The organism is Micromonospora narathiwatensis (assembly GCF_900089605.1).
GTDB lineage: Bacteria > Actinomycetota > Actinomycetes > Mycobacteriales > Micromonosporaceae > Micromonospora > Micromonospora narathiwatensis.
Map to the genome: position 1 here is coordinate 5,889,826 of NZ_LT594324.1, position 17,716 is coordinate 5,907,541.

22 protein-coding genes and 1 riboswitch are annotated in these 17,716 nt (G+C 73.8%); of the genes, 15 read left to right on the forward strand and 7 right to left on the reverse strand.

All coding sequences use genetic code 11. From position 1 onward, the window contains the following. Positions 1 to 167: 167 nt before the first annotated feature. Positions 168 to 812, forward strand: a complete 645-nt coding sequence (locus GA0070621_RS25985; RefSeq protein ID WP_091202866.1) for a carbonic anhydrase — start codon at positions 168 to 170, stop codon at positions 810 to 812. On the opposite strand, the gene GA0070621_RS25990 is transcribed toward GA0070621_RS25985, so the two are convergent. Next, a complete protein-coding gene (locus tag GA0070621_RS25990) occupies positions 809 to 1,828 on the reverse strand; it encodes a coiled-coil domain-containing protein (RefSeq protein WP_091200664.1) in 1,020 nt (339 codons plus the stop codon). The two genes, GA0070621_RS25985 and GA0070621_RS25990, sit on opposite strands and share 4 nt — an antisense overlap. Positions 1,829 to 1,832: 4 nt before the next feature. Then, positions 1,833 to 1,963, reverse strand: a riboswitch (cyclic di-AMP (ydaO/yuaA leader). Between the two features lie 154 nt (positions 1,964 to 2,117). Beyond that, entirely contained in the window at positions 2,118 to 3,434 is a 1,317-nt protein-coding gene (locus GA0070621_RS25995; protein WP_091200667.1) for a YibE/F family protein, read from the reverse strand. Between the two features lie 92 nt (positions 3,435 to 3,526). Here GA0070621_RS25995 and GA0070621_RS26000 point away from each other — a divergent pair, with 92 nt between their 5' ends. Together GA0070621_RS26000 and GA0070621_RS26005 are read left to right on the forward strand one after the other, a co-directional pair. Next, positions 3,527 to 3,973, forward strand: coding sequence for a DUF6153 family protein (locus tag GA0070621_RS26000; protein WP_157740054.1), 447 nt, complete (start codon positions 3,527 to 3,529; stop codon positions 3,971 to 3,973). Between the two features lie 85 nt (positions 3,974 to 4,058). Further along, positions 4,059 to 4,688, forward strand: a complete 630-nt coding sequence (locus GA0070621_RS26005) for a DUF305 domain-containing protein (protein WP_091200671.1) — start codon at positions 4,059 to 4,061, stop codon at positions 4,686 to 4,688. A 178-nt stretch (positions 4,689 to 4,866) separates the two neighbouring features. On the opposite strand, the gene GA0070621_RS26010 is transcribed toward GA0070621_RS26005, so the two are convergent. Next, positions 4,867 to 5,166 (reverse strand): metal-sensitive transcriptional regulator, encoded by a 300-nt coding sequence (locus GA0070621_RS26010; RefSeq protein ID WP_091200673.1) that lies wholly within the window; start codon positions 5,164 to 5,166, stop codon positions 4,867 to 4,869. Between the two features lie 155 nt (positions 5,167 to 5,321). Between GA0070621_RS26010 and GA0070621_RS26015 the strand changes: the two genes are divergently transcribed. From GA0070621_RS26015 to GA0070621_RS26055, 9 genes are all read left to right on the forward strand, one after another. Next, complete coding sequence (locus GA0070621_RS26015) at positions 5,322 to 5,531, forward strand: heavy-metal-associated domain-containing protein (RefSeq protein ID WP_091200675.1); 210 nt, start codon at positions 5,322 to 5,324, stop codon at positions 5,529 to 5,531. Positions 5,532 to 5,567: 36 nt separating this feature from the next. Then, entirely contained in the window at positions 5,568 to 6,527 is a 960-nt protein-coding gene (locus GA0070621_RS26020; protein WP_091200677.1) for a hypothetical protein, read from the forward strand. 14 nt (positions 6,528 to 6,541) lie between these two features. Beyond that, the gene (locus GA0070621_RS26025) at positions 6,542 to 8,791 is read left to right on the forward strand and encodes a heavy metal translocating P-type ATPase (RefSeq protein ID WP_091200679.1); all 2,250 of its coding nucleotides are present in this window, start codon (positions 6,542 to 6,544) and stop codon (positions 8,789 to 8,791) included. A 136-nt stretch (positions 8,792 to 8,927) separates the two neighbouring features. Then, entirely contained in the window at positions 8,928 to 9,101 is a 174-nt protein-coding gene (locus GA0070621_RS26030) for a CsbD family protein (RefSeq protein WP_091200681.1), read from the forward strand. Between the two features lie 217 nt (positions 9,102 to 9,318). Beyond that, the gene (locus GA0070621_RS26035) at positions 9,319 to 9,738 is read left to right on the forward strand and encodes a YbaB/EbfC family nucleoid-associated protein (protein WP_091200682.1); all 420 of its coding nucleotides are present in this window, start codon (positions 9,319 to 9,321) and stop codon (positions 9,736 to 9,738) included. Then, on the forward strand, positions 9,735 to 10,061 hold the full coding sequence (locus tag GA0070621_RS26040; RefSeq protein WP_091200684.1) for a hypothetical protein: 327 nt from the start codon (positions 9,735 to 9,737) through the stop codon (positions 10,059 to 10,061). The genes GA0070621_RS26035 and GA0070621_RS26040 overlap by 4 nt, the downstream gene beginning before the upstream one ends. Positions 10,062 to 10,063: 2 nt before the next feature. Next, the gene (locus GA0070621_RS26045; RefSeq protein ID WP_091200685.1) at positions 10,064 to 10,558 is read left to right on the forward strand and encodes a WXG100-like domain-containing protein; all 495 of its coding nucleotides are present in this window, start codon (positions 10,064 to 10,066) and stop codon (positions 10,556 to 10,558) included. A gap of 7 nt (positions 10,559 to 10,565) precedes the next feature. Continuing rightward, positions 10,566 to 11,075, forward strand: coding sequence for an EndoU domain-containing protein (locus tag GA0070621_RS26050; protein ID WP_167667391.1), 510 nt, complete (start codon positions 10,566 to 10,568; stop codon positions 11,073 to 11,075). A gap of 15 nt (positions 11,076 to 11,090) precedes the next feature. Next, on the forward strand, positions 11,091 to 11,534 hold the full coding sequence (locus tag GA0070621_RS26055; RefSeq protein WP_091200687.1) for a hypothetical protein: 444 nt from the start codon (positions 11,091 to 11,093) through the stop codon (positions 11,532 to 11,534). A gap of 1 nt (position 11,535) precedes the next feature. Here GA0070621_RS26055 and GA0070621_RS26060 read toward each other — a convergent pair whose 3' ends face one another. The 3 genes from GA0070621_RS26060 to GA0070621_RS26070 all read right to left on the reverse strand — a co-directional run bounded on the left by GA0070621_RS26060 (position 11,536) and on the right by GA0070621_RS26070 (position 14,459). After that, positions 11,536 to 12,780, reverse strand: coding sequence for an RNA polymerase sigma factor (locus GA0070621_RS26060; protein WP_091200689.1), 1,245 nt, complete (start codon positions 12,778 to 12,780; stop codon positions 11,536 to 11,538). After that, positions 12,777 to 13,136, reverse strand: a complete 360-nt coding sequence (locus tag GA0070621_RS26065; protein WP_231921101.1) for a YciI family protein — start codon at positions 13,134 to 13,136, stop codon at positions 12,777 to 12,779. Before GA0070621_RS26065 ends, GA0070621_RS26060 begins: the two co-directional genes overlap by 4 nt. A 99-nt stretch (positions 13,137 to 13,235) precedes the next feature. Next, entirely contained in the window at positions 13,236 to 14,459 is a 1,224-nt protein-coding gene (locus GA0070621_RS26070) for a DUF2786 domain-containing protein (protein WP_091200691.1), read from the reverse strand. Positions 14,460 to 14,728: 269 nt separating this feature from the next. Here GA0070621_RS26070 and GA0070621_RS26075 point away from each other — a divergent pair, with 269 nt between their 5' ends. The 3 genes from GA0070621_RS26075 (at position 14,729) to GA0070621_RS26085 (ending at position 17,225) form a co-directional block, all read left to right on the forward strand. Next, positions 14,729 to 15,394 (forward strand): response regulator transcription factor, encoded by a 666-nt coding sequence (locus GA0070621_RS26075; protein ID WP_091200693.1) that lies wholly within the window; start codon positions 14,729 to 14,731, stop codon positions 15,392 to 15,394. Between the two features lie 13 nt (positions 15,395 to 15,407). Continuing rightward, positions 15,408 to 16,598: a sensor histidine kinase gene (locus GA0070621_RS26080; protein ID WP_091200695.1), complete on the forward strand. Its 1,191-nt coding sequence runs from the start codon at positions 15,408 to 15,410 to the stop codon at positions 16,596 to 16,598. Between the two features lie 114 nt (positions 16,599 to 16,712). Then, on the forward strand, positions 16,713 to 17,225 hold the full coding sequence (locus GA0070621_RS26085; RefSeq protein ID WP_091200697.1) for a DUF2231 domain-containing protein: 513 nt from the start codon (positions 16,713 to 16,715) through the stop codon (positions 17,223 to 17,225). A 7-nt stretch (positions 17,226 to 17,232) separates the two neighbouring features. Here the strand turns inward: GA0070621_RS26085 and GA0070621_RS26090 are convergent, their stop codons facing one another. Beyond that, on the reverse strand, positions 17,233 to 17,658 hold the full coding sequence (locus tag GA0070621_RS26090; protein ID WP_091200699.1) for an ATP-binding protein: 426 nt from the start codon (positions 17,656 to 17,658) through the stop codon (positions 17,233 to 17,235). Positions 17,659 to 17,716 lie beyond the last annotated feature (58 nt).

Sequence of the window (17,716 nt, forward strand, 5' to 3'; positions counted from 1 at the left end):
CCTGGCCCGGTTCCGCTGCCGTCCGGTCAAGCGTCGACCAACACATGAAATCTGTATCACGTAAATCTTGACGTATCTTGGCTGTGGGTGTGACGGTGGTTCGCGCGGCCGTCTCCGCCGCCGACCGGGTCGACCAGGTCGTTTCGCGCGAGGACGAGGTGACTGCCGTGACGCCGACCACTCCCGAACAGGCGCTCGCCGAGCTGTACGCCGGAAACCGTCGTTTCGTCACCGGCGTACCCCATCATCCGAATCAGGACGCCGGGCACCGGGCCGCCGTCGCGGACGGCCAGCACCCCTTCGCGGTGATCGTCGGTTGCTCCGACTCCCGCCTCGCCGCCGAGATCATCTTCGACCGCGGCCTGGGCGACGTCTTCGTGGTGCGGACCGCCGGCCACACCGTCGGCCCCGAGGTGCTCGGCAGCGTCGAGTACGCGATCACCGTGCTCGGCGTACCACTGGTCGTGGTGCTCGGCCACGACTCCTGCGGGGCGGTGCAGGCCGCCCGGGACGCCGTCGCCACCGGCACCTCCCCGGCCGGGCACCTCGGTGCCGTGGTGGAGGCCGTCGTGCCCAGCCTCCGCCGGGCCGCCCGGCAGGGCATCGAGGACGTGGACGGGATCGTCGACATCCACATCGCGCAGACGCTGGAGGCGCTGCTCGCCCGGTCCACCGTGCTCGCCGAGCTGGTGTCCGCGGGCCGGTGCGCGGTGGCCGGCATGTCGTACCGGCTCAGCGCGGGCGAGGTGCGGATGGTGGCCGAGGTGCCCGCCGGCACCCCGACCACGACGCTGACCGACGACGGCGACTAGAGCAACGACATGTGGACGTGATCGGTGTGGTTGGAGGGCCCGCTGTAGGACTTCCAGCCGGTCGCCGGGAACCAGATCTGCCGGTTCCAGATCACGTAGTAGATGCCCAGCCGGTCCGCGTTGCGGATGAGGAAGGCGGCGACGTTGTTGCCGTACATCCGGGTGTCGTTGTTGTGCCAGGGCGCGAAGCCGCTGTTCTGCAACGACCAGTCGCAGGCCCGGCCCTTCGGGTGCTCCCACGGGCCGCCGGACCGGTAGCAGCCGGCGAAGCGGGTGAAACCGGCTCGCCGGACCTCCTTGTAGGCGTGCAGAGTGCGCGGGGTGATGCAGCCCGAGGTGGTGGGGTCCTTCTCGCTGCACGACTCGGGCTTCCAGCCGCCGTCTGCGCTGCGACCGGGCCCGATCCGGGCCACCGGCGAGGTGGCCGAGACCAGACCGCCGGTGAAGCCACGCCCGCCGACCAGCGACAACGCCTTCTCCGCCGCGACCTTCTCCCGGGCCATCGCGTTCTTCTGCTTCTCCTGCTCGCGCACCTCGCCGTCGAGCGCGATCTTGGCCTGCTCCGCGCGGGTCTTCGCCGCGTTGACCTCCGCCAGCCGCTGCGCGTTGACCATGTTCAGCTCGTCGAGGGCGGCGGCCCGCCGGACGAAGGAGTCGGGTGTGTTGCTCTCCAACAGCATGGCCATCGCGCCGATCCGGCCGGTGCGGTACGACTGCGCGGCGATCTGGCCGACCTGCGGGCGCAGCGCGTCGAGTTCGGCCTGTGCCGCCCGTACCTCCAGGGCCAGTTGGAGTTGGCGCTGCTTCGACTTCTCCAGCTTCGCCTTGGCCTGAAGGTAGGCGCGGTTCGTGGCGTCGAGGACGTCCGTGATGAGCGGAGGATCGTTGTCCTCCTCGTGCCCTGAAGGGGTGGGGTTGGCGGGCGCGGCCATGGCCGGGGTCGGCCCGGCGACGATGGCGAACGCGGCGAGTACGGCCACCACGGGTGTCAACCAGTGGCGCAGGGGTGCCGTCACAGTGTTCCCTTCCGTCGACCGCCGACCGGGTTAGCTGCCGGGTTCGGGACGGAAGTGGCCCCTACCGCTGGCGCGGATTCACCCCAGGTACCTGGTTCCCCGGCTCGCCTTCGAGCGATTGGGCGGTGGCACCGCAGGCGCCGCAGCGCGCCTTCGGCGGTGACCGGCAGCGACGTTACCTGACAGTCCCCGCGGCGATCTACGTCCGGAAGCCGACCAATAGCGCGATTTCGCCGTAGCCCTGCGTGACCAGCGTCGCGTTTCAAGCCGGCGGTCACGCTGCGGAGTTTCACCATGCGGCCTCCGTGCTCCCCGACGGTCCGCGCCGCCCCGCGACCGCCCCGCCGAGCGCCTCCAGGGCCTCGCCCCGCTCCGCCGGTGGCCGGGCCGCGGGCGGCCTCGCCGGCTCGGTGTCCGACCCGGCCCGCCGGCCGGCGGCGGTGACCACCGCGGCCAGCCCGGTGGTCAGCGGTACGGCGGCCACCAGGCCGAGCGTGGCCACGATGCTGCGGACGATCTCCTGGGCCATGAACTCGCTGGTCAGGATCTGGCTCAGCGGGCGGGAGTCGGCGACAAGCAGGAGCAGCAACGGCAGCGACGCGCCCGCGTACGCCAGCACGATCGTGTTGACCGTGGAGGCGATGTGCGCGCGGCCCACCCGGGTGGCCGCCCGGTAGAGCTGGATCCGGGACAGCCCCGGGTTCGCGTACGACAGCTCGGTGACCGTGGCGGCCTGGGTGACGGTGACGTCGTCCAGGACGCCGAGGGAGCCGATGATGATGCCGGCCAGGAGCAGCCCGTGCAGGTCGACCTCGCCCTGGAACATCGACAGGGTGGTGGCGTCCTCGCTGCCGAAGCCGGTCAGATGGGTGGTCGCGGTGGCCACGGCGCCGAGCAGGCCGGTCAGTACCAGGCTGCCCAGGGTGCCGAGCACGGCCACCGAGGTCTGCGTGGTGATCCCGTGGGTCAGGTAGAGCACCACGAACATGATCAGCGCTGACCCGACGATGGCCACCAGCAGGGGCGGCTGGCCCGCGCCGATCCCCGGCAGCACGAAACCGAGCAGGATGGCGAAGCTCGCCACCAGGCCGCCCAGCGCGGCCAGCCCGCGCCAGCGGCCGAACGCGACGATGGCGGCGGCGAACAGTACGGCGAGCCAGACCAGTGGCGCGCCGCGCTGGTGTTCGGCGATCTGGTAGCTCTTCGCCGCCGGGTCGGCCGGGTCCGTCAGCTCGACCAGCACGACCGCGTCGCCCACCTCGACCCGGGGCGCGCCGGGTCCGGCCGGTAGGGGCACCTCGACCTGCCGCCCGGCGGCCGGGCCCTGCTCGGCGGTGACGGTGACCGTTCCGCACGGGCCGGTGGAGTCGCCCGGACCGCCCTCCGGCGTCTCCGCCGCCGGCGGGCAGGGCTCGGTCACCACCCGGGTCACCGTGCCGTGGTAGCGGGGCACGTCCGGGTCGGCCGTCGGCTCCCGGGTGTCCCGTGGCCAGAGCACGATCGCGGCGACCACGGTGAGCAGGAACAGTGGCACCACCGTCGCGACGAGGATCCGTCGTACCCCGGGCGGGGCGGACGGAGCGGGACGGGTGTGGTCGGCGCCCATGGCGAGACTCCCAACGATTCACAGCCGGACACGTGTCGCCGGGCCGGTGGTTCACCGTAGTCGGCCCTGCCGCACCGGCTAGCGTGGTCGGCGTGCGTACGGAGGCGGCGCTGACGACCGGGCGGTGGGTCCGGCTCCTGTTGCTGCTCTGCACGCTGGTCGGGTTGGCCGCCATGCACACCCTCGGGCACGGCGCGCACGGTGCCGCCGGCCGGTCCGGCGGGCATGACGGCGGGCACATCGGCGGGCGCCCGGCCGCCGCCGCGCCGACCATGGTCGAGAGCTGTCCGGGCGACGGCTGTCACGCGGGTGTGCTGCCGCTACGTGACCTCGGCGGCGACCCGTCCGGGTGGAGCGTGTGCCTGGCGGTTCTCGGCGCGTTCGCGGTGGCCCTGCTGGTCGCCGTGCTGCTACGGGCCGGGTCACGGCCCGGCGGGCTGACCCTCGGCGGCCCGGCACGCGCCGCCCGCGGGCCGCGCGCCCCGCCGCCCCGGCCGTACGGGCTGCGCCTGGCGACGGCGTCGGTGCTGCGCAGATAGGACGCCCCGGCGCGGGTGGACCGGAAGAACCGGTGACCCGCGTCCGCCGTCCGCTGCGTATCTTCCGACACCGAAAGGCTCAACCGTGTTCACTCGTACCCTTGTGCGTCGGGCCGCCCTGGCCGGCGCGACCGTCACCGCCGCGCTGGCCCTGGCCGCCTGCGGCGGTACCGACCATTCGACCGCCGGCTCCGGCCACGGCACCGGCTCGGCGGGCAGCGGCTCGCCCTCCGCCGGGGCGTCGTTCGGCGACGCCGACGTGATGTTCGCCCAGCGGATGATTCCGCACCACCGGCAGGCCGTGGAGATGGCCGGGCTGGCCGAGGGCCGGGCCGCCGATCCGGAGGTGAAGAAGTTGGCCGGGCAGATCGAGGCGGCCCAGGCGCCGGAGATCGCCACCATGACCGGCTGGCTCGCCGCCTGGGGCCGGCCGGTCCCGTCGGCGAGCGCCGGCCACGGCATGCCGGAGATGGATCACGGCATGCCGGGGATGATGTCCGACGCCGACATGACGAAGCTGGCGGCGTCCTCCGGCGACGACTTCGACCGGCAGTTCCTGGCCATGATGATCGCCCATCACGAGGGCGCGCTCGCGATGGCCGAGGACGAGCTGGCCGGGGGCGCCAACCCGGAGGCCAGGGCGCTCGCCCAGCGGATCGTCGACGCCCAGCAGGCCGAGATCGAGGCCATGCGGAAGCTGCTCGACCGGCGCTGAGGCCCGTACGCGTCGGGTGCCGGGGTCGCTCGCCGGCCCGGGCACCCGACGCTGGCCGGCTTCGGCAGCCTGTGGGTCGCTGGCGCGGGAGCTCATGCCGCTCGTTTCGGAGCTGATGTCACAGACGGGTCGGCCCGTCCGGATTCGCGCCCGCCATCGCGTTCGTGGCGGTCTCTGGTCAGCCGCGCTTCATCAGCCGGCCGACGGCGGCCATCATCTCGGTGGCCATCTCGTCGGCGCGGCCCTCGGCGGCGCCCTCCCGCATGCAGTGCCGGGCGTGCCCGTCGAGCAGGCCGAGCCCGACCTTGTCCAGGGCGGCCTGGATGGCGGAGATCTGGGTCAGCACGTCGATGCAGTAGCGGTCGTCCTCGACCATCTTCTCGATGCCGCGGACCTGCCCCTCGATTCGGCGGAGCCGCGCGAGCAGCTGGTCCTTGCTGGCGGTGTAGCCCCGGGCCGGGGTCGTCGGTGCGGTCATGAAGACGAGGATAGCGTACCCCTCGGGGGTATGTTATGTTCCTCCCGGAGGCCGATACCCCCACCGGGTAGCGGTAACAGAAGAGTGGCAGCCGTCTCTCCTCCAATTACCCCCAGGGGGTATAGGGTCGAAGGCGGCGGGAAGGGAGATTCGCCATGGTCACCACCATGTACCAGGTGCAGGGCATGACCTGCGGGCACTGTGTCAACTCGGTCAACGCCGAGGTGGGCGCGATTCCGGGCGTCAGCGACGTCCAGGTCGACCTGGCCTCCGGCCGGGTCACCGTCACCAGTGAGAGCCCGTTGGACACGGACACCGTCCGCGCCGCCGTGGACGAGGCCGGATACGACCTCGTCGGGGCGTGACGGGTCCGCCGGACCCGAAGGAACCGAGGTAACACCATGAACACGGCGACGAAGCTGAGCGGCTTCACTCTCGGCCTCGCGGCGGTGTTCGGCACGGCGTACGGGGTCGGCCAGCTGACCGGCCCCGTCACCCCGGCCGCCGAGACCCGCCACGACGCCACCGAAGCCGGCCACACCGGCGACGGCCACGCGGCCACCGCCACCGACCACCTGCCCGGCGGACTGCTCGTCTCCGACCGTGGCTACACCCTGCAACCGGTGACCGCCCCCGCCGGCGAGTTCGCCTTCCGGATCACCGGACCCGACGGTCGGCCGGTCACCCGCTACGACGTCGCGCACGACAAGCGCATGCACCTGATCGTCGCCCGCCGCGACCTCTCCGGCTTCCGGCACGTACACCCGGAGCTGGCCGCCGACGGCACCTGGCGGGTCGCCTCGCCGCTCGCCGGCCCCGGCGTCTGGCGGGCGTTCGCCGACTTCACCCCGACCGGCGCCGACCCGCTGACGCTCGGGGTCGACGTCACCGTCCCCGGCGAGCTGGCGGAACGGCCGCTGCCCGCGCCCGCCACCAGCACCACCGTCGACGGCTACACCATCACCCTGAGCGGGGCCCCGCAGCCCGGCCGCACCAGCCGGCTCACCCTGACGATCAGTCGGGACGGGCGACCGGTCACCGACCTCCAGCCCTATCTCGGGGCGTACGGGCACCTGGTGGCGCTGCGACAGGGCGACCTGGCGTACCTGCACGTGCACCCGGAGGGCACGCCCGGCGACGGGCGGACCCCGGCCGGGCCCGCGGTCACCTTCGCCGCCGAGGTGCCCTCGGCCGGGACGTACCGCCTCTTCCTGGACTTCCGGCACGGCGACGCGGTGCACACCGCGGAGTTCACCGTCGTGGCCGGCGACCAGGCCGTACCGGCGCCGGACGCGCCGGCCACCACCACCGCACCGACCCCGGACGCCGGGCACGGCGTCCCCGGTCACGGGCACAATTGACCGGAGGTGCCGCGATGACATCGACCGCCAAACCACTGCCGGTCGCGCCGAACCGGATCGAACTCGCGATCGGCGGCATGACCTGCGCCTCCTGCGCCGCCCGGATCGAGAAGAAGCTCAACCGGATGGACGGCGTCGAGGCCACGGTCAACTACGCCACCGAGAAGGCCACCGTCCAGTACGCCGACGCGGTCACCCCGGACGACCTGATCGCCACCGTGGAGAAGACCGGCTACACCGCCGTCGTGCCGCCGCCCGCCACGGCCGCCGAGGCGACCGTCGAGCCGGTGGACGAGCTGCGCGGGCTGCGTACCCGGCTGTGGGTGTCGGTCGCGCTCGCCGTACCGGTGATCCTGCTGGCCATGGTGCCGGCCTGGCAGTTCACCTACTGGCAGTGGCTGTCGCTGACCCTGGCCGCCCCGGTCGTGGTCTACGGCGGGCTGCCGTTCCACCGGGCCGCCTGGATCAACCTGCGGCACGGCGCGGCGACGATGGACACGCTGGTGTCGCTCGGCACCCTCGCCGCGTTCGGCTGGTCGCTCTGGGCGCTGTTCCTCGGCGATGCCGGGATGCCCGGGATGACACACCCGTTCCGCCTCGACATCACCCGCACCGACGGGGCCGGCAACATCTACCTGGAGGCGGCGGCCGGGGTGACCGTCTTCATCCTGGCCGGGCGCTACTTCGAGGCCCGGTCCAAGCGGACCGCCGGCGCCGCCCTGCGGGCCCTGCTGGAGTTGGGCGCCAAGGACGTCGCCGTGCTCCGCGGCGACCGGGAGACCCGGATCCCGGTGGACCAGCTCGCGGTCGGGGACCGGTTCGTGGTCCGGCCCGGCGAGAAGGTCGCCACCGACGGCGTGATCGAGGAGGGCACCTCGGCGGTCGACGCCAGCATGCTCACCGGCGAGTCCGTGCCGGTCGAGGTCGGGCCCGGCGACACCGTCGTCGGCGCCACGGTCAACGCCGGCGGCCGGCTGGTCGTCCGGGCCACCCGGGTCGGCGGCGACACCCAGCTCGCCCAGATGGCGAAGCTGGTCGAGGCGGCGCAGACCGGCAAGGCGGCCGTGCAGCGGCTCGCCGACCGGATCTCCGGGGTCTTCGTGCCGATCGTGATCGCCCTGGCCGCCGGCACGCTGGGCTGGTGGCTCGGCAGTGGGGCAGGTACGACCGCCGCCTTCACCGCGGCGGTGGCCGTGCTGATCATCGCCTGCCCGTGCGCCCTCGGGCTGGCCACGCCGACCGCGCTGCTGGTCGGCACCGGGCGGGGCGCCCAGCTCGGCATCCTGATCAAGGGGCCGGAGGTGCTGGAGTCCACCCGCCAGGTCGACACCGTGGTGCTGGACAAGACCGGCACGGTGACCACCGGGCGGATGACCCTGGTCGACGTGCTCCCCGCCGCCGGTCAGGACGCCGACGAGCTGCTGCGGCTGGCCGGCGCGCTGGAGGCCGCCTCCGAGCACCCGATCGCCCGGGCGGTCGCCGACGGCGCGGCGCAGGCCGGACCGGTGCCGGCGGTCACCGGTTTCGCCAACGTCGAAGGGCTCGGCGTGACCGGGTCGGTCGACGGCCGGGACGTGGTGGTCGGGCGGCTCCGGCTGCTGCGGGAACGGGGTCTCGACGTACCGGAGGAGGTCGTCCGGGCGGCGACCGACGCGGAGGCCGCCGGCCGGACGGCGATCCTCGCCGGCTGGGCGGGCCGGGCCCGAGGCGTGCTCGCGGTGGCCGACGTGGTGAAACCGACCAGTCGGGCCGCCGTCGCGCGACTGCGCGAGCTGGGGCTCACCCCGATCCTGCTCACCGGCGACAACGCCACGGTCGCCCGGGCGGTGGCCGCCGAGGTCGGCATCGACCAGGTGATCGCCGAAGTGCTGCCGGCCGACAAGGTCGACGCGGTACGCCGGCTCCAGGACGAGGGGCGGACGGTCGCCATGATCGGTGACGGGATCAACGACGCCGCCGCACTGGCCCAGGCCGACCTGGGGCTGGCCATGGGCACCGGCACCGACGTGGCGATCGAGGCGTCCGACCTGACCCTGGTCCGGGGCGACCTGATGGCGGCCGTCGACGCCATCCGGCTCTCCCGACGGACGCTGGGCATCATCAAGGGCAACCTGTTCTGGGCCTTCGCCTACAACGTGGCCGCCCTGCCGCTGGCCGCCGCCGGCCTGCTCAACCCGATGATCGCCGGTGCCGCGATGGCCTTCTCGTCGGTCTTCGTGGTGGCGAACAGCCTCCGGCTGCGGCGCTTCCGCCCGGTCGACTGAGGGGCCCGACCCGCCGCCGGCCCGGTCCGTCCGGAGCCGGCGGCGCGGCCGTTCATCCCGGTGAGCGCCGGTGGGTTGAGCCACCGGCGGGCGGGGTACCCCCAGCACGTCACGGAAACTGCGAGTGGAGGTTCCCATGGGCATGGACGACAAGATCAACAATACGGCCGAGAAGACCGCCGGCAAGGTCAAGGAGGGTGCCGGTCGGGCCACCGACAACGAGCGCCTCGAGGCCGAGGGCCGCACCGACCAGGCCAAGGCCGACCTCAAGCAGGCCGGTGAGAAGGTCAAGGACGCCTTCAGGAGCTGACGTGTCGCCAGACCACGCCGGGCCGGCAGCACGCCGGCCCGGCGTTCCGCGTGGACCCTGCGCCCGCCGTCGTGCCGTTCCGGTCGCCGGACCGGATCGGCGGTACGTGGCTTGACCGACCCTTTTGGAAGGTGGATGTCGGCTCGCCTTCGGTCATCGTGGTTCGCATCGAGCGCCTAGGATGCGAAGCGACCTCGACCCCGGAGGGAGCCACCCCATGGCGCACCCCGTCGACCCGTCCGGCCTCGGGCGAGTGCTGTCCGAGACGATGTCCGCGCTCGGGCAGTTCACCGCCGGCGCCGAGAGCGACGCGCCACCACCCGAGGGCCACGGCGAGGCGGCCGACGGGCTGGTCCAGGTGACGGTCGGCCCACCCGGCCGGATCACCGCGCTCACCCTCGACCCACGGGCGATGCGCATGGCGAGCGAGTCACTGGCCGAAGAGGTCACCGAGGCGGTCAACGCGGCGCTCGCCGATCTTCAGGAAAAGGTCACCGCCGTTCCCGGACAGATCGACCTCGGATCGCTGGGCGACCAGCTGCGCAAGATCCAAGAAGACGCCGGCAGGCAGTTCAGCGCGTTCACCGACGCTCTGGTGGAGGCGCAGGACCGGCTCGCCCGGCAGGGCGGTAAATGACGGTGATCGAGGTCGACCCGGACGGGCTGAGCCGGTCCGGTCGCGCGCTGGAAGGGGCGGCGACCCGGTTCGGCCAGGCGATCTCGGCGTTCCAGGCCGAGCTGGCCGCGTTCGGCCGGCCATGGGGCTCGGACGACATCGGCTCCCTGATCGGGGCCGCCCACGACGAGGTGTCCGCCTTCGCATTCGAGTGCTTCGACAGCGCCCTGCAGGAGATCGCCGCCGCCGGGACGGACCTCACCGACATGGCCACCCGCTACGCCGAGATCGAGGCCGCCATCAAGCAGGGCTTCGACGGCCTGCACCAGGCCCTGGGCGACTGACGATGGGCCTCGAACTCCCCGGCGAACTGCGCTCGCTGCTCGGCATCCTCGGCTACACCTGGCCGGAGGCGGACGAGGTCAAGCTCTTCGAGATGGGCAACGCCTGGATCCGCTTCTCCGGCACCCTCGGCGGCGTGGTCACCGAGGCGCACGCCGGGGCCGCCGCCGTCTGGTCCGGCCACACCGGTCAGGACATCAACGCCTTCCAGTCCTGGTGGAACCGGGAGGACAGCCCCGCCGACAGCCTGCGCGACGGGGTGACCGCGGCGGTGCTCACCGGCACCGGCCTGATCATCTGCGCCGCGATCGTCCTCGCCCTGAAGATCGCGGTGATCGTGCAACTGGTGCTCCTGGCCATCCAGATAGCGCAGGCGATCGCCACAGCCGCGCTCACCTTCGGCGCCTCGCTGCTGGAGATCCCGATCTTCCAGCAGCTCGCCCGTACCATCGTCGGCAACCTCATCCAAGAGGTCCTCTGGAAGCTCATCGACGGGTGACCCGGGGATGAGCGGAGGCAAGGCCGGCGGCCGGTTGATGCGGGCCGCGTTGCGCTTCCTGAAGCGGAGCAAGGGACGCAACCGCCCCGACCGGATGAACCCGCACTTCACTGAGCACGTGATCGGCGGGGGACATGTCAAGCCGGGAATGCCCAAGGGAACCGGTTATCACTACCGCCCGGGTGGCCAGGACTTCCCGGGACGCAGGCTGCAACCGGGGAGCGTCGTCAAGGATCCGAAGACCGGGGCGTACCGCGCCAAGCCGGAGTTCTTCGATTCGACGCTCAACCCACCGCACGGGGCGTGGAAGCCGAAGAAGGGGCCCAACGGGGAAAGCTCCTTCTTCCCCGATGACTGGACACCCGCCCAGGTGGACAACGCCATCAGTGGCGCCTTCCAGAATGCGACGCCCGTGCCGGGCACCAATCTGTGGCGTGGGAAGCACAAGGACCTCGTGATCGAGGGTTTCTACAATGGCTCGGGCGGGTTCACGCACGGATGGCCCGTCGTCCCCTGATCCGAAGGACCTCTGTTGGCGTTCATCAGTTTCTCGCTGGACGACTACCGCCTGCCGCTGTTCGAGGTGACGGATCAGCGGTACCGGGTGCTCGGCGCCTGGCTGATCACCGACATCTCGGTCTATCACTCGGTCTGCCTCGACGCGCTGGCGATGGTCGACGACGTGTCGCACGGCCGGGCGCTGGCGGACGAGTGGGACAGCGACAAGTACGTCGTGAGCTTCACCGACCACGGCGTCGAGTTCCAGAACGAGTGGGTCGAGAGTGAGCGGGGCAGCTACGCGCTCGACGAGGTGCGCGAGGCGGTCGAGGCGTACTGGCGGTTCCTGGTGAGCCGCCCGGACAATCCCGACCTCATCCGCGAGTACCGGCCCGATCTGCCGCAGTGGCAGGCCGAGCTGGTGCAGTGGGAAGAGCGGTGGGGGCGACCGCATCCGTACCGGGGGCGGCTGTTCTGAGTCAGCGGTCGGCCGCCAGCCGCGCGGCGCGTACCTCCAGGTAGCGCTGCTCGGGCCGGCTGGTGGTCGCCCGGGAGGCGGCCAGGTACGCCTCCCGCGCCGCGTCGCGCTCACCGGCCAGTTCCAGCAGGTGGGCGCGGACGGCGGCGAGCCGGTGGTGCCCGGCGGTGCGCTCGTCGGCGGCGAGCGGCGCCAACAGGGCGAGCCCGGCCCGGGGACCGTCCACCATGGCCACCGCGCCGGCCTGGTTGAGGGTGACCATCGGGTTCGGCGCGATCCGGGCGAGCACCCGGTAGAGCCCGACGATCTGCGGCCAGTCGGTCTCCGCCGCCGTCGGCGCCTCGGCGTGCACCGCCGCGATCGCCGCCTGCACCTGGTACGGGCCGGGCGGTGACCAGGTCAGCGCCTCGGTCACCAGGGCGATGCCCTCCTCGATCTCGCTCCGGTCCCAGCGGGTGCGGTCCTGCTCGGACAGCGGGATCAGCTCCCCACCGGGGCCGGTCCGGGCGGCCCGGTGCGCGTCGGTGAGCAGCATCAACGCCAGCAGTCCGGTGACCTCGCCGTCGTCGGGGAGCAGCCGGCGCAGCTCCCGGGCCAACCGGATCGCCTCCCCGGTCAGCTCCGCCCGGTGCAGCTCACCGCCGCTGGAGGCGGTGTGGCCCTCGTTGAAGATCAGGTAGAGCACGTGCAGCACGGCGTGCAGCCGCTCGTCGCGGTCGGCGGCCGAGGGCAGTACGAGGCGGGCGCCCGACGCCTCGATCCGCTGCTTGGCCCGGCGGATCCGCTGGCTCATCGTCGCCTCCGGCACGAGGTACGCCCGGGCGATCTCCGCCGTGCTCAGCCCGCCGACCGCCCGCAACGTGAGCGCCACCTGGGCGGAGCCGGTGAGCGCAGGGTGGCAGCAGAGGAACAGCAGCCTCAGCGTGTCGTCCCCGGTCGGCGGCTCCTCGTCGGCCGGCGGTGCGACCGCCGCGTACGCCGGCTCCCGGACCGCCACCGCGACCTCGCGGTCCCGGCGGGCCCGCTCGCTGCGCCACTCGTCGGTGAGCCGGCGGGTCGCCACGGTTACCAGCCACGAGCGCGGGTGGTCCGGGACGCCCTGCGCCGGCCACTGGGTGGCGGCGGCCAGCAGGGCCTCCTGCACGGCGTCCTCGCAGGCGTAGAACTGGCCGTGCCGGCGGACGAGTACGCCGAGGACCTGCGGCGCGAGGGTGCGCAGCAGGTCCTCGACACCCGTGGGCGTCAAATCTCCGTCCCGGCCTGGTGCATCAGCGGGCGCACCTCCAGCAGGCCGAAGCCACGCCGCACGTCCGGCCAGCTCGCGGCGATCTCGGCGGCCCGTTCCGGGGTCTCGCAGTCGACCATCAGGTAGCCGGCGAACTGCTCCTTGCTCTCCACGAACGGCCCGTCGGTGATCTCGACACCGCCGGCGCGGGACCGGACCGTACGGGTCTGCGACGGGTGGGCCAGCGCCTCGCCGCCGACCAGCTCCCCGGACTCGGTCAGCTCCTTCATGATCACGTCGACCTCGCCGAAGATCGCGTTCCGTTCCTCCTCGGACAGCGCCTCGACGAAGCCGGGCCGGTTCCAGATCAACAGCATGTACTTCACGGTCACTCCTCGGGTACGGACCACCGGTTGTGGCCCCTCGCAGTACGGGTCGGAGCCGGGACGTCCGATCCGACATCCTCCCGAGAAAAATCAGCGACCGCGACGCACCGCGCGGTGGCCGGGGGAGCCGACGTCGAGCGAGGCCCGGTCGGCGGCCGAGGTGCCCGACGTCCAGCCCTCGGCGTCGCGTACCTGGAGCCGGTACCGGGTGACGCCGGGAAAGAGCTGGTCGACGCGTTCCCGGACCGCGTCCGAGCGGGCGGCGAGCACGGGGAGCAGCCGGTCGTCGCCGCGCTCCTCGGCCGCCGCCCGGTCCGCCGCCGAGGTGGCCGCCCGCAGCCGCTCCCCGATCCGCAGCGCGAACGCGTTGAGGAACGACTCGTCGTACCCCTTGGTGCGCCGGCCGCCGCCCGTACGTCGGCCGCCGCCCGTCCGGCGTTCGCCCCGGCCGCGCAGCATCGCCGTGGTGGCCTGCACCAGCAGCGAGGTGTGCAGCAGCTCGACCGCCACCAGATCGGCGGGGAAGCCGAGCACGGTGGCGAAGCCGAGGTCGTCGGACCACACCGACTCGCACCGGTTCGCCGCCGCCACCTCCTGGATCAGCAGCGCCTTCGCCGCCGCGTACGGGGCGTCGGTGCCGAGCCGGACGCCGCTCGGCTGGTCCGGCCGGTCGGCGGTCGCGTCGAGCAGCGCCGCGTCGATGCTGTGCCGGGCCATCAGCTCCTGCGCCTTCCCGGTGAGCGCCTCCGCCTCCGCCGGGAAGGTGGTCGACTCGGCCTTGGCCAGCAGCGCGCGTACCCGGTCCAGCATCCGCGACCCGCCGGACGGGGTGGCGGCGCGCGGGGCGGCGGCCGGGCCACCGGGCGGCGGGCGGAGCACCGCGATCGGCGGCAGCCCCTCGACCAGCACGAGCGCGTCGACGGCGTCCCGCAGCGCGGTGATCCGGTCACCCTCGGCCCGCCGGTCCAGCCAGCCGGCGTCGCCGGCCCAGCGCGCGCCGAGTTCGGCGAGCTGCTCCTCGAACCACGGCGGAACCGGGTCGGGCTGCTCCCGGCGCTGGGCGGCCAGCACGTCCCGGAGCAGCCGCGCGCCGCGCGCAGTCAGCCGCCGGGTCGCGATCCGATCCAGGTCGACCGGCTGCCAGCCACGCGGCCAGAGCCGCCCCACGCCGCGGCGCAGTCGGGCGAGCAGCGCCGCGTCCACCGTCGGACCGTCGCCGACGACGAGCCGGTCGAGGGCGCGCTCGGCCGCCCGTACGTCGGTGCCGCGCGCCGCCGCGAGGGCGGCGGCGAGCAGCGGGTCGGCGTCCGGCACGGGGCTCTCCTCTGCTCGGGTGGTCCGGCGGGAGCGCCGTGATCCAGGCGGGCGCGGCAGTCGGCGCCCCGCCACAGGTGGGACCGACGCCCGGCGGGACGGTTCGCGCGCCCGAGGAGGAACGGTACCGGCGGAGGGGGTACCGCCGCCCGTGAGCGCCCTCACCTCGGGCGTTCGGCCCTCCGGCCCCCGGGCCGGCGCTCCGCTGCCCGGAGCGGGCCGGTGCGACGGGTCGGGGCGTCCCGGGCGAAGGGGTGGATACTGGCCGGGTGGAGAGCATCCGCCCCCGCCTGCTGCTGGTCGAGGACGACCGTGCCCTCACCGGCCTGCTCGTCGACCTGCTCACCGAGGAGGGGTACGAGGTCGACGTGGCCGGCGACGGGCACCGCGGCCTGCACCACGCGCTGACCCGCGAATACCAGGTAATGGTGGTCGACCGGGGCCTGCCCGCGCTGGACGGGTTGGAGCTGGTCGTCCGGCTGCGGTCCCGCGGGGTGACCTGCCCGGTGCTGCTGCTCACCGCCCGGGGGTCGGTCGACGACCGGGTGGCCGGGCTGGACGCGGGCGCCGAGGACTACCTGGTGAAGCCGTTCGAGCTGGCCGAGCTGCTGGCCCGGCTCCGGGCGCTGCGCCGCCGGCACCCGGACGCGGCCGGCTGGCTGCCGGTGGGCCGGCGGAGGCTGGACGTGGGCAACCGCCGGGTGCTCGACGGTGCCGAGGAGGTGTCCCTCTCCGCCCGCGAGTTCGCCGTGCTGCACGCTCTCGCCGGTCGGCCGACGAAGGTCTTCACCCGGGCGGAGCTGCTCAACGCCGCGTTCGACCACGCCGACGCGCCGGGCACCGTCGACGCCTGCGTCCATCACCTGCGCCGCAAGCTGGGCCGGGACACCGTCCGCACGGTGCACGGGCTGGGCTACCGACTGGGCCCGGGCTGAGGCGGGGGACCGCGTGGACGAGGCCCGGCTGAACCGTGCCCGCCGGCGCAGCGTGGCCCAGACCGCCGGGGCGATCGGGGTGGTCCTGCTGCTGGTCGGCGCGCTGATGTTCGTGCTCACCAGCCGGCAGGAGGGCCGGGAGCTGGACACGCAGCTCACCCAGGTGCTGGCCATGGCCGAGGACGTGGACGATCCGCCGCCCGGCCAGGTCCTCGCCCGGCAGCCGGCCGGCGCGGCGGCGACCGAGACGACCAGGGGCGCGTCGCCGGAGCTGGTCCGCGTCCTGCACGACGCGGTCGGCCGCCGGCCGGGCCGGTACGACACCAGCGCCGGCGACGACCGGCCGGTCCGGGTGCTGGTCCGTCAGCGGGCCGACGGCAGCCGGTGGGCGATCGCCGCCGACCTCGCGCCGCTGCGCCAGCGGCAGGGGCAGCTCGCCGTCGCGCTGCTGGTGGCCGAGCTGGCCGGGCTGGCCGGCGCGCTGGTCGCCGCCGCGCTGCTGGCCCGGCGGGCGGTCGCGCCGCTGGCCACCGCGTTGACCCTGCAACGCCGCTTCGTGGCCGACGCCTCGCACGAGCTGCGCACTCCGCTCACCGTGCTGCACACCCGGGCGCAGTTGCTGGCCCGCCGGGCCCGCGGCCAGCCGGCGGACCGGCTCACCGACCAGCTCGACCAGCTCGTCGCCGACACCCGGGCGCTCGGTGAGGTGGTCGAGGATCTGCTGGTGTCGGCCGCCGCCGAGCACCGGCCGCTGCCGGACACCGAGGTCGACCTGGCCGAGGTCGCCCGCGAGGTGGTGGCCAGCATGTCCGCGTACGCGCAGGGCCGGGCGGTCGAGCTGCGGGCCGAGGCGGCCGGACCGGCCCCGGTCCGGGGTGCCCGTACCGCCCTGCGCCGGGCGCTCACCGCGCTGGTCGACAACGCCGTAGGGCACGTCCCGGACGGCGGACACGTCACGGTGACCGTGGCGGGCCGCAACGGCCGGGTGGTCGCCGAGGTGGCCGACGACGGGGTGGGGCTGGACCCGGCCGAGACGGACCGGCTCTTCGAGCGTTTCGCGCACGGTACGGCGGGGACGGGCCGCCGGTTCGGGCTGGGCCTGGCGCTGGTGCAGCACGTGACGCGGGCGCACGGCGGGACGGTCGAGGTGGCCGGCGCGCCGGGGCGGGGGGCCACCTTCACTCTCCTCCTGCCGCCGGCCTGAACCGCTCCGTACGCCGGGCCAGCGCGACCACCGACGGCCGCGCAAGAAATTCCCAAGAAACGCTGGGCACTGTGGGGGCCGGACAGGACATCGCCGATCGCCGAGGAGAGATCCGTGCCCGACACCGTCAACGGACTGCCGCTGCACCCGCTCGTGGTGCACGCCGTCGTGGTCCTCCTGCCGCTGGCCGCGCTCGGCGTCGTCGCGCTCGCCGTCCGACCGTCCTGGCGGGGCCGTTTCGGCGTGCTCGTCGTGGCGATCGCCGCGCTGGCCACCGCCGCGATCCCGCTCGCCACGGACAGCGGCGAGAGCCTGGAGCGCCGGGTCGGCGACCCGGGCCAGCACGCCGAGTTGGGGGACACGCTGCTCTGGTTCGCCCTGCCGCTGCTGGTCGTGGCGGTGGCGCTGGTCTGGCTGCACCGTCGGGCCAGCCGGCCAGGCGGCGGCGCGACCGAGGCGGTGCGTACCTCCGGTCGGGGCGTGCTGGGCGTGGTGGTCGCGGTGTTGGCCGTGGTGGTCGCGGCGGCGAACCTGGTGCAGGTCTACCGGGTCGGGGACAGCGGCGCGAAGGCGGTCTGGGGCGATACCCCGGCGGCCACCGCCGGACACGGCGGCGAGCGCGACTGACGTCCGTTCAGCGGGAGAACGAGGCCCAGATGTTCTTGGTGTCCCCGGTCGCGTACCAGCCGACGGCGAGGGAGACCGACTGGGCCAGCATCAGCCCGCGCCCACCCGAGTCGAGCGGGTTGGTGTCGTCCAGTTCGGGGATGGTGCTGAGGTCGTGGTCGGCCACGTCGAGGATGAAGCACCCGTCGGCGGTGAGCAGGGTGACGGTGGTCGGTGGCAGACCGTGCCGCAGCGCGTTGCTGGCCAGCTCAGTGGCGACGAGGACCACCAGGTGGGGCACCTCGTCCAGGTCCTCCCCCTGGACCAGGCCGTGCCGGGTCAGCGCTTGGCGCAGCGAGGCCCGCAGGTCGCGCAGCTCGGCCGGGGTGCCGAGGTCCCACCGCTCCAGCGCGGTGGCCTGAGGCGGTGGCGGCGACGTACGCAGCTGTCCCATGATCCTGCCTTACCCCGGGTCGCTGAACGCTATGCCGCCCGGGCGGCCCGGGCCGGGC